The sequence below is a fragment of the Streptomyces sp. LS-MS-L19 genome, from assembly GCF_058382285.1.
Map to the genome: position 1 here is coordinate 3,592,459 of NZ_JBYCLL010000001.1, position 13,936 is coordinate 3,606,394.

11 protein-coding genes are annotated in these 13,936 nt (G+C 71.5%); 2 read left to right on the forward strand and 9 right to left on the reverse strand.

What is annotated here, in order from left to right; all coding sequences use genetic code 11:
* Window positions 1-5: 5 nt before the first annotated feature.
* The 3 genes from AC2XR2_RS15800 to AC2XR2_RS15810 form a co-directional block, all read right to left on the reverse strand.
* Window positions 6-665, reverse strand: coding sequence for a GNAT family N-acetyltransferase (locus tag AC2XR2_RS15800; RefSeq protein WP_491515371.1), 660 nt, complete (start codon window positions 663-665; stop codon window positions 6-8).
* Window positions 666-672: 7 nt separating this feature from the next.
* Window positions 673-1,938, reverse strand: coding sequence for a 3-phosphoshikimate 1-carboxyvinyltransferase (gene aroA / locus AC2XR2_RS15805; RefSeq protein ID WP_491515372.1), 1,266 nt, complete (start codon window positions 1,936-1,938; stop codon window positions 673-675).
* Window positions 1,939-2,048: 110 nt separating this feature from the next.
* On the reverse strand, window positions 2,049-2,291 hold the full coding sequence (locus AC2XR2_RS15810) for a hypothetical protein (protein ID WP_491515373.1): 243 nt from the start codon (window positions 2,289-2,291) through the stop codon (window positions 2,049-2,051).
* 391 nt (window positions 2,292-2,682) lie between these two features.
* On the opposite strand from AC2XR2_RS15810, the gene AC2XR2_RS15815 reads away from it, so the two are divergent.
* Window positions 2,683-4,503: a glycoside hydrolase family 3 protein gene (locus tag AC2XR2_RS15815; protein WP_491515374.1), complete on the forward strand. Its 1,821-nt coding sequence runs from the start codon at window positions 2,683-2,685 to the stop codon at window positions 4,501-4,503.
* 133 nt (window positions 4,504-4,636) lie between these two features.
* The gene (locus AC2XR2_RS15820; protein ID WP_449351203.1) at window positions 4,637-5,278 is read left to right on the forward strand and encodes an LppU/SCO3897 family protein; all 642 of its coding nucleotides are present in this window, start codon (window positions 4,637-4,639) and stop codon (window positions 5,276-5,278) included.
* A 24-nt stretch (window positions 5,279-5,302) separates the two neighbouring features.
* On the opposite strand, the gene AC2XR2_RS15825 is transcribed toward AC2XR2_RS15820, so the two are convergent.
* From AC2XR2_RS15825 to AC2XR2_RS15850, 6 genes are all read right to left on the reverse strand, one after another.
* Window positions 5,303-6,742, reverse strand: coding sequence for a S28 family serine protease (locus AC2XR2_RS15825; RefSeq protein WP_491515375.1), 1,440 nt, complete (start codon window positions 6,740-6,742; stop codon window positions 5,303-5,305).
* Between the two features lie 110 nt (window positions 6,743-6,852).
* Complete coding sequence (locus AC2XR2_RS15830; RefSeq protein ID WP_381298860.1) at window positions 6,853-7,242, reverse strand: hypothetical protein; 390 nt, start codon at window positions 7,240-7,242, stop codon at window positions 6,853-6,855.
* A gap of 73 nt (window positions 7,243-7,315) precedes the next feature.
* On the reverse strand, window positions 7,316-11,020 hold the full coding sequence (locus tag AC2XR2_RS15835) for an ABC transporter ATP-binding protein (RefSeq protein ID WP_491515376.1): 3,705 nt from the start codon (window positions 11,018-11,020) through the stop codon (window positions 7,316-7,318).
* Between the two features lie 101 nt (window positions 11,021-11,121).
* On the reverse strand, window positions 11,122-11,718 hold the full coding sequence (locus tag AC2XR2_RS15840) for a hypothetical protein (RefSeq protein ID WP_491515377.1): 597 nt from the start codon (window positions 11,716-11,718) through the stop codon (window positions 11,122-11,124).
* A 66-nt stretch (window positions 11,719-11,784) separates the two neighbouring features.
* Window positions 11,785-12,810 (reverse strand): esterase-like activity of phytase family protein, encoded by a 1,026-nt coding sequence (locus AC2XR2_RS15845; protein ID WP_491515378.1) that lies wholly within the window; start codon window positions 12,808-12,810, stop codon window positions 11,785-11,787.
* A 198-nt stretch (window positions 12,811-13,008) separates the two neighbouring features.
* Window positions 13,009-13,848, reverse strand: coding sequence for a serine hydrolase (locus AC2XR2_RS15850; RefSeq protein ID WP_123760876.1), 840 nt, complete (start codon window positions 13,846-13,848; stop codon window positions 13,009-13,011).
* Window positions 13,849-13,936 lie beyond the last annotated feature (88 nt).

Here is a 13,936-nt window from a genome sequence, read left to right on the forward strand (position 1 = left end):
GCCCGTCACCGTGGCCGGCGTCCAGGTCGAGCCGGGCGGCGTCCGGTCGCGTACCCCGTCACCCGGTTCTCCAGGTGTTCGCGGCGCTCCGGCCACTCCTCCGCCGTGATGGAGAAGATCGCCGAGTCGCGGAGGCGGTTGTTCTCGCCGGGGGCCCAGGAGCGGGACCAGTTGCGCAGGACGCCCTCGAAGCGGGCGCCGACGCTTTCGATCGCGGCGCGGGAGCGGTCGTTGCGGGCGTCCGTCTTGAGGTCGACGCGCGAGACGTGCCACTGCTCGAAGGCGTGCCGGAAGAGCAGCAGCTTGGCCTCGGCGTTGATGCCGGTGCCCTGCGCCGAGGCGCCCAGCCAGGTGAAACCGACCTCGATGGCGTCGAGTTGATCCTCCGAGCGCCAGTACCGCGGCTCCCAGTACGCCGTCGCCCCCACCGCCCGCCCGGTCGCCACGGACACCTGCGCGTAGGGAGCGAGCCGCCCCGAAGCCGCCCGCGCCAGCTGCGCGTCGATGTAGTCACCGACCTCGCCGGCCCTCGGCACCCAGGTGAACGCGTACGTACCGCGGTTCTCCTCCGCCGCCACGGCCAAGTCGGCCGCGTGCCGGTGGCCCAGCGGCTCCAGGCGCACCAACTCGCCCTTCAGGACCGGCCCTTCCAGCTGGAAGCCCACCGTCTCATCACCCCCCGATGCCTCGGCGCAACTCCGCGAACGCCTCGTGGAAACCGGGGAAAGTCTTCCGTACGCACCCCGGGTCGTCGAACGAAATACCCGGCACCCGCAGGCCGGTGACCGCGAAGGACATGACGATCCGGTGGTCGCCGTACGTCGTGATCGCGGTCGTGGGCGAGGCGGCCGTGCCCGGGTGGACCTCGATCCAGTCGGGGCCCGTGGCCACGCGCACGCCCAACCGCCGGAGGTTCTCGGCGCAGGCCTCCAGGCGGTCGCACTCCTTCACCCGGGTGTTGGCCACGTCCTCGATGCGGACGGGTCCGGAGGCGAAGGGGGCGATCGCCGCGAGGGTCGGCATGGTGTCGGAGATGTCCCGCATGGTGACGGTGAGGCCGCGCAGTGCGCCGGTCCCCCGGACCGTGGTGGCGTCGGCGCCGACGGTCACCTCCGCGCCCATCCGCCGCAGGACGTCCACGAAGGCGAGGTCGCCCTGGAGCGCGTGCGTGCCGAGGCCGGGCACCGTGACCGCGGCGCCGGGGGTGATCGCGGCGGCCGCGAAGAAGTAGCTCGCCGTGGACGCGTCCGGTTCGATCGCGTAGGTCGTGGCGCGGTAGCCGCCCGGCGGCACCACGAAGACGTCGCCCTCCCGGGTCACCTCCACCCCGAACGCCCGCATCATCGCGATGGTGATCTCGACGTACGGCACCGAGACCAGGTCCGTGACGCGGATCCGCAGGCCCCGGCGGGTGAGGGGGCCGAGCAGCAGGAGCGCGGTGAGGTACTGGGAGGACTGGCCGGCGTCCAGGGTCACCTCGCCGCCGTCGACCCCGGCCGCCCGCACGGTCAGGGGGTGGTGGCCCTCCGCCTCCTCGTGCCGCAGGTCCACGCCCAGGTCGCGCAGGGCCCTGCTCAGGGGGGCCAGGGGGCGCCGGCGCATCTGCGGGGACGCGTCGAAGCGGTACGTGCCGTGGCCGGCGGCGGCGAGGGTGGGCAGGAAGCGGGCGGTCGTCGCGCCGTCCCGGCAGTACACGTCCGCCTCGGCGACCGCGGGTCCCTGCGGGCGGCCGTCCACCTGCCAGGCGTCGGGGCTGCGGCCGACCCGGTAGCCGAGCCGCACCAGGCCCTCGGCGAAGCCCTCGGTGTCGTCCGACCGGAGCGGGCGGACCAGGGTGGTCACCCCGTCGGCCGCGGCGGCCAGGAAGAGGGCGCGGGCGGTGATGGACTTCGAGCCGGGCAGGGCGAGGGACCGCGGGGCGGACGTGTCGACGGGCATACCCCTCATGATCGCCCCGCACCGGACTCCGACGCCGGAACGTCCACGAACTGGACCCGCCCCGCGCGTCCCGACTCACCCGGACCTGTCGATGCCGAACGGAACCGCCCTCACCGCCCCACCCGCCGCCACCGGTCGTCCGGCAGCGGTGCCCTGCGGTCCGTCTGCACCTGGAGTTCGTCGTACGAGTCCGCCGCCGTGCCGTGCCACACCTCGTCGTGGGCCGCCAGGGCCCCGCGCAGGCCGGCGCCCGCCGTCCCGCGGCGGCGGACGTGGCGGGCCAGCAGGGTGAGGAGGGCCAGGGTCACGGTGAGACCTGCGAGCACGGTCAGGAGCGGCAGCAGCTGGCTCATGCACCGACCCTACGACGGGCGCGCGGCCGCCCCAACGGGTCGGCTCATCCGTCCCGTTGGCCCCTGCCCCACCAACTTCCGGAAATCGGGCCGCAGCCGGGAACCCCGTCCCGCCCCCGCTCGTCCAATGCGCAAGCTGCCGGAGAGTCACCGCGGTACGGCGTCGGCCTCGCTGCTGGCTGCGAACGCTGACCAACCCTCTCCTCCGTACTGCGGCCGGCAGCACACGCCGCCATCGGCGCGCCCCCCTCCACAGCGCCGATGGCGGCGCCCTCGCCCCCGCGAGCCCTTCGCCGCGTTACTGTGCACTCCCTTGACTGGCAGAAACTTCCCGGTTATTGGTGACTTCTCGGAAGTTTCCTTCAGCGGATCACCTCCGGAAGGAGCGCACGTGCCCTCCAGACGTACCGTCCTCGCCGCGACAGCGGGCGTCACCACCGCCCTCGCCGTCGGCGGGACCGCGCACGCGGACGACAAGAAGGACGCCAAGAAGCACGACCGGAAGCTCGACCAGAAGCTCCGCTCCCTCATCTCCCGCATGACCCTGGAGGAGAAGGTCGGCCAGCTCTTCGTGATGCGGGTCTACGGCCACTCCGCCACCGCCCCCGACCAGGCCGACATCGACGCCAACCTCAAGGAGATCGGCGTCCGTACGGCCGCCGAGATGATCGCGAAGTACCGGGTCGGCGGGATCATCTACTTCACCTGGGCGCACAACACCCGTGACCCGCACCAGATCGCCGACCTCTCCAACGGCATCCAGAGGGCCTCGCTCCAGCAGCCCCGCGGTCTGCCCGTCCTCGTCTCCACCGACCAGGAGCACGGCATCGTCTGCCGGGTCGGCGCGCCGGCCACCCTGTTCCCCGGCGCGATGGCCGTCGGCGCCGGCGCGTCACGCGCCGACGCCCGCACCCTCGGCCGGATCGCCGGGCAGGAGCTGCGGGCGATCGGCGTCCGGCAGAACTACTCCCCGGTCGCCGACGTCAACGTCAACCCGGCCAACCCGGTCATCGGCGTCCGCTCCTTCGGCTCCGAGGCGCAGCAGGTCGCCCGTCTCGTCGCCGCCGAGGTCTCCGGGTACCAGGGGTCCGGGGTCGCCGCGACCGCCAAGCACTTCCCGGGACACGGCGACACCGCCGTCGACAGCCACTACGGCTTCCCGGTCATCACCCACAGCCGGGAGCTGTGGGAGAAGCTCGACGCCGTGCCCTTCCGGGCCGCGATCCGCGCCGGCATCGACTCGATCATGACCGCGCACATCCAGTTCCCGGCCCTCGACGACTCCGGCGACCCGGCCACCCTCTCCCACCCGATCCTCACCGGCATCCTGCGCGGCGAACTCGGCTACGACGGAGTGGTCGTGACCGACTCCCTCGGCATGGAGGGCGTGCGCACCAAGTACGGCGACGACCGCGTCCCCGTCCTCGCCCTCAAGGCCGGTGTCGACCAGCTCCTCAACCCGCCCTCCCTGGACGTGGCGTGGAACGCGGTCCTGACGGCCGTACGGGAGGGAGAGCTCACCGAGGCGCGGCTCGACGAGTCGATCCTGCGGATCCTGCGCCTCAAGGCCCGGCTGGGGCTGTTCGAGGAGCCGTACGTCAGTCAGGCCGGTGTCTCGCGGACCGTGGGCACCCGGGCCCACCTCGCCGCGGCCGACCGGATCGCCGAGCGCACCACGACCCTGCTGGTCAACGAGCAGCGGCTGCTGCCCCTGTCCCGCCGCGTCCACCGCAAGCTGCTGGTGCTGGGCGCCGACCCGGCCTCCCCGTCCGGCACGACGGGCCCGCCCACCGGTGTCCTCGCCGCCGCCCTGACCGGGCTCGGGTTCACGGCGACCGCCCTGTCGACCGGTACGGCCCCCTCGGCGGCCGTCGTCGCCCAGGCGCTGGCGGCGGCACGGGACGCGGACGCGGTGATCGTCGGGACGTACAACATCACGGCCGCCCAGCAGACACTCGTCGAGCAGCTGGTGGCGCTGGGGAAGCCGGTGGTGGCGATCGCGATCCGCAATCCCTACGACGTGGCCCGACTGCCGGACGTGCCGGCGTACTTGGCGACCTACTCCTGGACCGACGTCGAACTGCGGGCGGCCGCCCGGGTGATCGCCGGGAAGGCGGCGCCGCGCGGGAGGCTGCCGGTGCCGGTGCAGCGCGCCGACGATCCGGCGCGGGTGCTGTACCCGGTCGGGTACGGGCTGTCGTACGGCCGGTAGCGCGCCGGACGTAGTTCCCGTACGACTCACAACCCGCACAACACCCCCGAAAGGCGCAAAGGACCCCACATGTCTGGCGTGGCCCCGCCGCGACGGTCACGCTGGACGGCGGGGGTAGTCCGGGGGGATCGCGATGCGTGAGAAGTGTTCCGCGGGGGTGGTGTGCGTACTGACGGCACTGCTCGCCGCCCTGCTGACGGGGTGTACGCAGTCGGCGGCCGGCGGGGAGTCCGGCGAGGGGCCCCGGGCCACGGTCCCGGTCTCGCCGTCCACCGGCCGGGCCTCCGGATTCGGCGCGGTGTTCCTCGCGGTCGACGAGTGCAGCTCCTTCGGCAAGGCCAGCTTCACCGAGGTGCCCTGCACCAGCGAGCGGGCGGCGGCCCGGGTCGTGGCCCGGCACGACGGCACCACGGCCGACGGACCACCGTGCCCGGCGACCACCGACTTCGTGCTGCACATCAGTGCGCAGAGCCAGATCTCCGACGAGGACGGCGACGGGGCGGTGCCCCAGGGGTACGCCTGCATGCGCAACCTGGAGCCGCCGCATCCCGGTGACCCCGGGGGCGGGGGCGGGCCCCGGACCATCGTCGGGGACTGTGTGTACGGCTCGGGCGGCGGGCAGGTCCGCGAGACCCCGTGCGACGGCAAGGGGGCGAGGAAGCCGCAGTACCAGGTGATGAAGGCGGTCGCCGAGCGCGCGCAGTGCCCGCTGTCGACGGCCCTGTACGTGCAGCTCGGCGGACCGCAACCGGTGGGCTGCGCCCGACCGTTGTGAAACCGGCCGGGCGCGGCGGGTGGACTACGGACGCAGGGCGGGCTCCCGCTCCACGTCCCGTACGTCCAGCTTCCGGTCGAACTTCGCGAGCGGCTTCGCCTCGGTCACGGCCGTGGCGGAGACGCCCGCCCAGTCGAGGATCCGTGCGGTGGCGAAGGCCTTCTGGTCGGCGACCAGACCGGCCACGTTCGCCCCGTGGTTCATGCCGGGCGCGGTGAACACGTACGCGTCCTTCGCCCCCTTGTCGACGCGGAACCGCTCCGCGCCCCACGGGTCGTTCTGGCCGTAGACGTACAGCATGTGCCGGGCGTTGTGCCGCACCCAGTTGTCCACGTCCCGCATGGCGTACGGCTGGAACTTCGTCGGGATGTCCCGGGGGACGAAGCTGCGCGGCGGCTGGTAGCCGTAGCGGACGTACTTCTTCTCGATGTGCGGGAACTTGATCGTCGGCGCGCCGAGCTGGGTGGCCGCCTGGTAGTAGTACGGCGTGTACGGCTCCAGGCCCTGGTCGGTGTAGAAGGAGAACCCGGAGATCGTGTCGATCGAGGTCCAGATCTGGTCGTCGGTCGCGGTCTTCGCGTCCGGCGGGATCAACGTGTCGTCACCGCAGTTGGCCAGCAGGTTGTACTGCCAGAAGCCCCAGACGTAGTCGAGTACGACCGCCTCGTAGGCCTTGTCCAGGCTGCCGACGGTGGTGAAGGTGAAGCCCTCCGCCGCCGCGTACCCGGCGTACTTCTTCTCCAGGGACTCGCGCCGGACCAGGGCCTCGCGCTGCACCGCGTTCAGCCGGTCGCGGCACTCCTCGGTGCCGACCTTCTGGAAGAACCGGTCGTAGGCCGAGTCCTCGTTGTTCACCACGTCGTTGGGGGCGACGTACGCGACGACGCCGTCCATGTCGCGCGGGTAGAAGCGCTCGTAGTACGTGGCGGTCATGCCGCCCTTGGAGCCGCCGGTGGAGATCCAGTTCTTGGAGTAGATCTTCTTCAGCGCCTTGAAGATCCGGTGCTGGTCGCTGGCGGCCTGCCAGATGTCCAGCTTGGACCAGTCGGCCGGGTCGGGCCGGGAGGGCGTGAAGAAGCGGTACTCCATGGAGACCTGGTTGCCGTCCACGATCTGGGTCGGCTCACTGCGGCGCGGTGTGGTGGAGACGTTGTAGCCGCCGGTGAAGAAGACCGTCGGCCGGCTCACGTCCTTGTGCAGCACGGTGATCCGCTGCTGGAACGTGCCCTTGGACGGGTGCCGGTGGTCGACCGGCTGGGTGTAGTTCAGGACGAAGAAGCGGTAACCGGTGTACGGCTTCTCCTCGATCAGGCTCATCCCCGGGACGGCGAGGAGCTGATCCTTGATGTCGGTGGTGGCACCGGTGCCTTTGGCCTCCGGCTCGGCGGCGGTGGCCGCGCCCGCCGTGCCGACCGTGCCTATGAGCACGACCAGCGTGAGAAGCCATCTGAGCGCCTTGCGCATGCACCCTCCCCTGTGAGTACAGATGTGCGCCGGACGCTAGCGGCGCAACTGACCCGAGCACCAGGGGAGATGACACCTCGATGGGGAAAACCCTGTGAGAAATCTGTGCGTCAGAGCCGGATGAAGCCCTCGGTGTCGTACGTGCCCCGCCCTACCGCGGCCTTGATCCACACCTTGCGCTGCCCGGCGTGCACCCTGACCGGTCCTGCCCGGTACTTGTACCGGCCGACGTCCTCGACCGGCTGGAGTGCGTAGGCCCGCAGGTAGATCCGCATGTGCTGCCGTACGCCGGGGCGCTTGGGCAGGGTGATCGCGCAGACGTAACCGCCCCGCTTGTACACCTCGACGGTGCCCGTGGAGAACGGGAACGTCCGCACCTTGCGCCCTGCGCACGACGAGTCCGCCGCCTGCGCCTGCCCCGGCACGGCGACCCCGAGGACACCGGCCGCCACCGTCACGGCCAGCCCCACCGCCAGCCGCCGTATCGCTCCACTCTTCACTGCCGTCCCTCCCGCAGCTTTCGGGCGTACAGGTGTACGGACGCACGACATGTGTCGGACGGTTGCACGACCGTCAGCGAGACACCTCGACCGGCTCCCCTACGAACGTCCGCCACAGCTCGGCGTACCTGCCGTCCAGCGCGAGCAGTTCGTCGTGGGTGCCGTCCTCGACCACACGGCCGTGGTCCATGACCACGACCCGGTCGGCGCGGGCCGCCGTGGTGAGGCGGTGCGCCACCACAAGGGTCGTACGACGGCCCGCGAGACGGTCGGTGGCCTGGTTGACCTGGGCCTCGGTGGCGAGGTCCAGGGCTGCCGTGGCCTCGTCCAGGAGGAGGATGTCGGGGTCGACCAGCTCCGCGCGGGCCAGGGCGATCAGCTGGCGCTGGCCCGCCGAGAGGTTGCGGCCCCGCTCGGCGACCTCGTGGAGGTAGCCGCCCTCCAGCGTGGCGATCATCTCGTGGGCGCCGACCGCGCGGGCCGCCGCCTCCACCTCGGCGTCGGTGGCGTCCGGGCGGCCGTAGGCGATGGCGTCCCGGATCGTGCCCTGGAAGAGGTACGCCTCCTGCGGGACCACGCCCAGGCGGTGGCGGTAGGAGGTGAGGTCGAGGGAGCGCAGGTCGGTGCCGTCGACCGTGACCTGTCCGCCCGTCGGGTCGTAGAACCGGGCCACCAGCTTCACCAGCGTGGACTTGCCCGCGCCCGTCTCGCCCACGAAGGCGACCGTCTGACCCGCGGGGATCTTCAAGTCGATCCCGCCCAGGGCCTCTTCGTCGTCCCCATAGGCGAAGTGCACGTTCTCGAAGGCCACTTCGCCACGCAGCGAGAGGACCTCCAGGGGCTCCTCGGCGGCCTTCGTGGACGTCGGCTCCCGGAGCAGCTCCTGGATGCGGCCCAGGGAGACGGTGGCCTGCTGGTAGCCGTCGAAGACCTGGGAGAGCTGCTGGACCGGGGCGAAGAACAGGTCGATGTAGAGGAGGTAGGCGACCAGCGCGCCGGTCGTCAGGGTCGCCGCGTCCACCCGTCCCGCGCCCGCGATCAGCACGGCCGCGGCGGCGACGGAGGACAGCAGCTGGACGAACGGGAAGTAGATCGAGATCAGCCACTGGCCCCGGATGCGGGCCGTGCGGTAGCTGTCGCTGCGCTCGGCGAACCGGGCCGCGCCGTCCCGCTCCCGGCGGAACGCCTGCACGATCCTGAGCCCGGACACCGACTCCTGGAGGTCGGCGTTGACCACCGAGACGCGCTCACGGGCGAGTTCGTACGCCTTCACGCTCGCCTTGCGGAAGAAGTAGGTGGCAACGATCAACGGTGGCAGGGTCGCGAAGACGACCAGTGCCAGCTGGACGTCGATCACCAGCAGGGCGACCATGATGCCGAAGAAGGTGACCACCGAGACGAACGCGGTGACGAGGCCGGTCTGGAGGAAGGTCGACAGGGCGTCGACGTCCGTCGTCATCCTCGTCATGATCCGGCCCGTCAACTCCCGCTCGTAGTAGTCGAGTCCGAGCCGCTGGAGCTGGGCGAAGATCTTCAGGCGCAGGGCGTACAGGACGCGCTCACCGGTGCGTCCGGTCATCCGGGTCTCGCCGATCTGCGCGGCCCACTGGACGAGCACCGAGAGCAGGGCGAGCAGGGTCGCCGTCCAGACCGCTGCCATGGCCATCCGGGAGACACCGTCGTCGATGCCGTGCCGGATCATCACCGGCAGCAGCAGGCCCATGCCCGCGTCCACCGCGACCAGGCCCAGGCTGATCAGCAGCGGGCGTCCGAAGCCGCGCAGCAGCCGACGCAGACCGTACGACTGCTCGGACGTGACCGCGCGGGCCTCGTCGATGTCCGGGGTGTCCGTGGCCGGGGGCAACGCCTCGACCTGGGCGAGGAGTTCGGGCGTGGCCGGGGTGCCGGCCAGGGCTGTGTCCTTGGGCTCCCGGTCACCGGTCCACAGCCGGGGCGTCACTCCGCGCTCGGCGTCGAACTCGGCGTCCAGCTCGTCGCGTACGGAGGTGTCCTCCTGGACGGCGACCGGCTGGGCGTGGCCCGGGGAGACCCCGCCGAGGCCGTCGGGGTCGGTGAGGAGGCGGCGGTAGAGGGCGGAGCGCCGCTCCAGCTCCTCGTGGGTGCCGACGTCGGCGAGGCGGCCGTCGTCCAGGACGGCGATGCGGTCGGCGAGGTTCAGGGTGGAGCGGCGGTGGGCGATGAGGAGGGTGGTGCGGCCCTCCATGACCTGCTTGAGGGCCTCGTGGATCTCGTGCTCGACCTGGGCGTCCACGGCGGAGGTGGCGTCGTCGAGGACGAGCAGCCGGGGGTCGGTGAGGATCGCCCGGGCGAGCGCGACGCGCTGGCGCTGGCCGCCGGAGAGGGTGAGGCCGTGCTCGCCGACCGTGGTGTCGTAGCCCTCGGGGAGCTCGGTGATGAAACGGTCCGCCTGGGCGGCGCGGGCGGCCTTCTCGATCTCCTCCTGGGTCGCGTCGGGACGGCCGTAGGCGATGTTGTTGCGGACGGTGTCCGAGAACAGGAAGGAGTCCTCGGGGACCAGGCCGATCGCGGCCCGCAGGGAGTCCAGGGTGAGCTCGCGGACGTCGTGGCCGCCGACGAGGACGGCGCCGTGGGTGACGTCGTAGAAGCGCGGGAGCAGGAGGGAGACCGTGGACTTGCCCGAGCCGGACGAGCCGACGACCGCGAGGGTCTCGCCGGGGCGGATCTCGAAGGAGAGGCCGTCGAGGACCTTGCGGCCGTCCTCGTACCCGAAGGAGACGTCGTCGAACTCGACGGTGGCCGGTGCGTCGGCGGGGAGCTCCTTGGCGCCGTCCTTCAGGTACGGCTCGGTGTCGATCAGCTCCAGGACGCGCTCGGTGCCCGCGCGGGCCTGCTGGCCGACCGTGAGGACCATCGCGAGCATGCGGACCGGGCCGACGAGCTGGGCGAGGTAGGTGGAGAAGGCGACGAAGGTGCCGAGCGTGATGTGGCCGCGGACGGCGAGCCAGCCGCCGAGCGCGAGCATCGCGACCTGGCCGAGGGCGGGGACGGCCTGGAGGGTCGGGGTGTACTTCGAGTTGAAGCGGATGGTGCGCAGCCGCCCGGCGAAGAGCCGCCGGCCGACTTCCCTCAGCTTCCCGGTCTCCTGGTCCTCCTGCCCGAAGCCCTTCACCACGCGGACGCCGCTGACGGCGCCGTCGACCACGCCCGCCACGGCGGCGGCCTGGGCCTGGGCGTACCAGGTGGCGGGGTGCAGCTTGGAGCGGGAGCGCTTGGCGATCAGATACAGGGCCGGGGCGACCGCCAGGGCGACCAGGGTGAGCGGGATGGACAGCCAGGCCATCACGACCAGGGAGATCACGAAGAGCGCGAAGTTGCCGATCGTCATCGGCAGCATGAACAGCAGGCCCTGGATCAGCTGGAGGTCGCTGGTGGCCCGGCCGACGACCTGGCCCGTGGACAGCTCGTCCTGGCGGCGGCCGTCGAGCCGGGTGATGGTGCCGAACATCTCCGTGCGCAGGTCGTGCTGCACGTCCAGGGCGAGACGCCCGCCGTAGTAGCGGCGGACGTAGGCGAGGACGTAGACGAGGACGGCGGCGGCGATCAGGGCACCGGCCCAGGGGGCCATGTCCCGGGTGTGGTCGCCGATGACGTCGTCGATGATCACCTTGGTGATCAGGGGGACGACCGCCATGACGGCCATGCCGCCGAGGGAGGAGCCGAGGGCGAGGACGACGTCCTTCGGGTACCGCCAGGCGTACCCGGCCAGTCGTCGTGCCCAGCCCCGTTGCGGTTCCACGCGGTGTCCTCCGTCGTCCAGCAGTCCTGATCTACCGGAAGACACCAACGCGGGCGGGGGCGGATTTCATCCCTCCGCAACAAAGCGAGAGATCCTTCGGATCACGGCCGGGGCCCGGTCGCCCTCCTGGCGTTCGCCTCGGCGCGCGCGAGACGTCCGCGGGCGTTCGACGCCTGGGGGCTGTCCGCGCCGAAGACCCGCACAATGCCGTTCAGGGAGGAGCGGCAGACATGGACGTCGTTCTCGGGGTCCAGCTCCGGTACCACCCTGGGCCTCGCCCGTTCGGCCTCCCGGAGCCGCGCCCGCAGCGCGGCCTGCTCCCGCCGGCGCCGAGCCGCCTCTGCCCGCGCGTGCTCCCGCCGCTCCCTGAGCTCCGCACGGATCGCCGTCCGCTCCCTCTCGGCCTCCTCCCGCTCCGCACGCCAGGCCCTCAGACGCTCCCGTCGCGCCGCCTCCCGGTCGTACGGCGGCTGTGCGGCCTCCGGGGGCGGCGCGGTGGGCGTCCTCCCACGTCGGTCCGTCGTCGCGAGCTTCTCCGCGAGCCACGGACCGGGATGGTCCAGCGCGGCGTACACGTCCAGCACTCCGCGCGACCGCGGCCAGGCCTGTTGGACGGCATACCGCGCCACCGCCGTACCGTCGCCGTGCAGCGCCCTGGCCGCCAGAAGAGCACCGCTGATGACCTTTGTGACCCTCACGACGTCCACCCCCTTCGAATCGCCGCCCCGACTGGGCAGTACCCGCTGACGTGGTCGGCGAATGTCTCAGGCGCGCACTCGTAGGTAATAGAAACGGGTCGTCTGCACCGCGTTCTGGTTGTCGTCGCTGACCAGCAGGACCTTCAGGCGGTCCTTGGTCCGGCCCGTGATCACCATGCCCTCGATGTTGTCCAGGAGGGGGTTCGGCTGGGGCTGCTTCGCCGTGGCGCCGAGGGTCGGGCAGGTGGCGATGTCCGTGAGCAGGGTTTTCCTGATCAGGCGTACGCCGTCCTGGCCGGTGAGGTACTCGGTGTCCGCCGTGTTCGTGGCGTGGCGGGGGTCGGCCAGATAGAGGCGGACCGTGTTGCCGACGCCCGAGGTGAAGCCGCGCTCCAGGACCAGGAGGCGGCCGTCGGGGAGGGCCTGGACCTCGGGCACGCCGAGGAAGGCGGCGTCGGTGCGGTAGGCGTACTGCTGCGCGGGCTTCCAGGTCCTTCCGTGCCGCGTCCAGGTCTGGAAGCGGACGATGCCGGCCGTGTCGCCGGAGAGGGCGTACTCCATGGCGGCGAGCAGGGTGCGGCCGCCGTTCAGGAGGGCCAGGCCCTCGAAGGTCTGGTTGGCGGTGGCGCGGCCCGCCGGGGCGACCTGGAGGGCGGCCGGGACGGGCAGCCGGTCGAGGATCTTCCCGTCGGGGCTGTAGCGGCGGATCGACGGCTCGGTCTCGGAGGTGACCAGCCGGGTGCCGTCCTTGTCGATCACCAGCCCTTCGGAGTCCAGCGCGGCGCCGTTCTCGTCGGCGAGCGGGACGACCTTCTTCGGTGCGAGGGTCCTCGCGTCCAGGTCGAAGAGGGCGGAACGGTCGGAGAGGGCGGCGAGGGAGCCGTCCCGGTCCAGCGCGAGTGCGGAGAAGTTGCCGACGAAGGTGCCGTCGTACGTCGTCTTGTCGAGCGCGTCGGAGAAACGGTCGAGGGAGACGGACGGGGAACAGGCGTGGCTCACCGGGGCGGCGGCCTGCGCCGGCCCGGCGAGGGTCAGACAGGCCGCCGCCGTGAGGGCAGCGGTGGTGGTCGCGAGTACGGTTCTCAGCTGCATGGGCGTCACGCTAGGACGGGTTCGTGACGCGTGGGAGGCCGTGTCGTGAAGGGCCCGCTCGTCATGTCCGGATCCGCCGCGGTTCGGGGCCGGTCGCTGTCCGCGAACAGATCGGCGGCACCTCCGAGGCCGGAGGCGCCGCCGCTGCATGGGCGTCACCGTAGGGCGGGTCGGTGACGCCCGGGAGTCCGGCAGGCGTCAGCTTGCCGCGAGGTCCTTGTGGATGACCTTGGCGACGCCCTGGATCGTGGTGATGCCGTAGTTCATGGTGCTGTTGCCGTGCGTGAGCACCGTGATCATGTAGTCGTGGCCGCCGCCGGTGAAGGTGCCGACGCTGTGCACCCGCCAGCCGTGCGTGGAGCGTTGCAGCCAGCCGTTCTTGACGTGCCAGGAGACCCCGGACGGGCGGCCGTACGGCGTCCCCCAGCGCTGCGACGAGATGACCTGCCCCATCAGCTTCAGGATGTAGGCGCGGGAGTTGTCGCTCAGGACGGAGTTCTTCGCGGTGACCAGCTTGAGCAGCTTCTGCTCGTCGGTGACGGTGATCTGGGTCAGGCCCCAGTAGCCGTTGGCGCCGGGCTTGGTCTGGGTCATCCCGGCCGCGGAGAGAAAGCCCTTGATCTTGGTCAGACCGAGCTGCCGCCAGAGCTTGCTGGTCGCGTCGTTGTCCGACTTGGTGATCATCGCCTTGGCGAGGGTGACCTCGCGGTCGGTCAGATACCGGTTGTGCTTCTTCGCGTCCCACAGCAGCGTGGCGAGCACGGTCACCTTGACCACGCTCGCGGAGTCGTAGGCGGTGGAGGAGCGCAGGGTGCAGGTGGTCTTGGTCGTACGGTCGTAGAGGCCGACGGCGATCGTGCCCGAGCGGTTGGAGACGGCGGACGTGATGTCCCGCTTGAGCTTGTCGGCGAGGCCCGCCCTGGCGGACGTGCAGCTGACGGTCGGTGTCGCCGCGGCGGCCGGAGTGGCGGCGGCGACGCAGGCGGCCAGCGCACCGGCCGCGATCCATTTCGTGTGTCTGAATATCCCCCGTGTCATGCCCAGTTGACTCTCGGGCACGGGGAAACGGTTGTACGCATGGGGAATGGTTGTGCGAGTCGTTACCTGGCCCGTTGCGAATTCACAG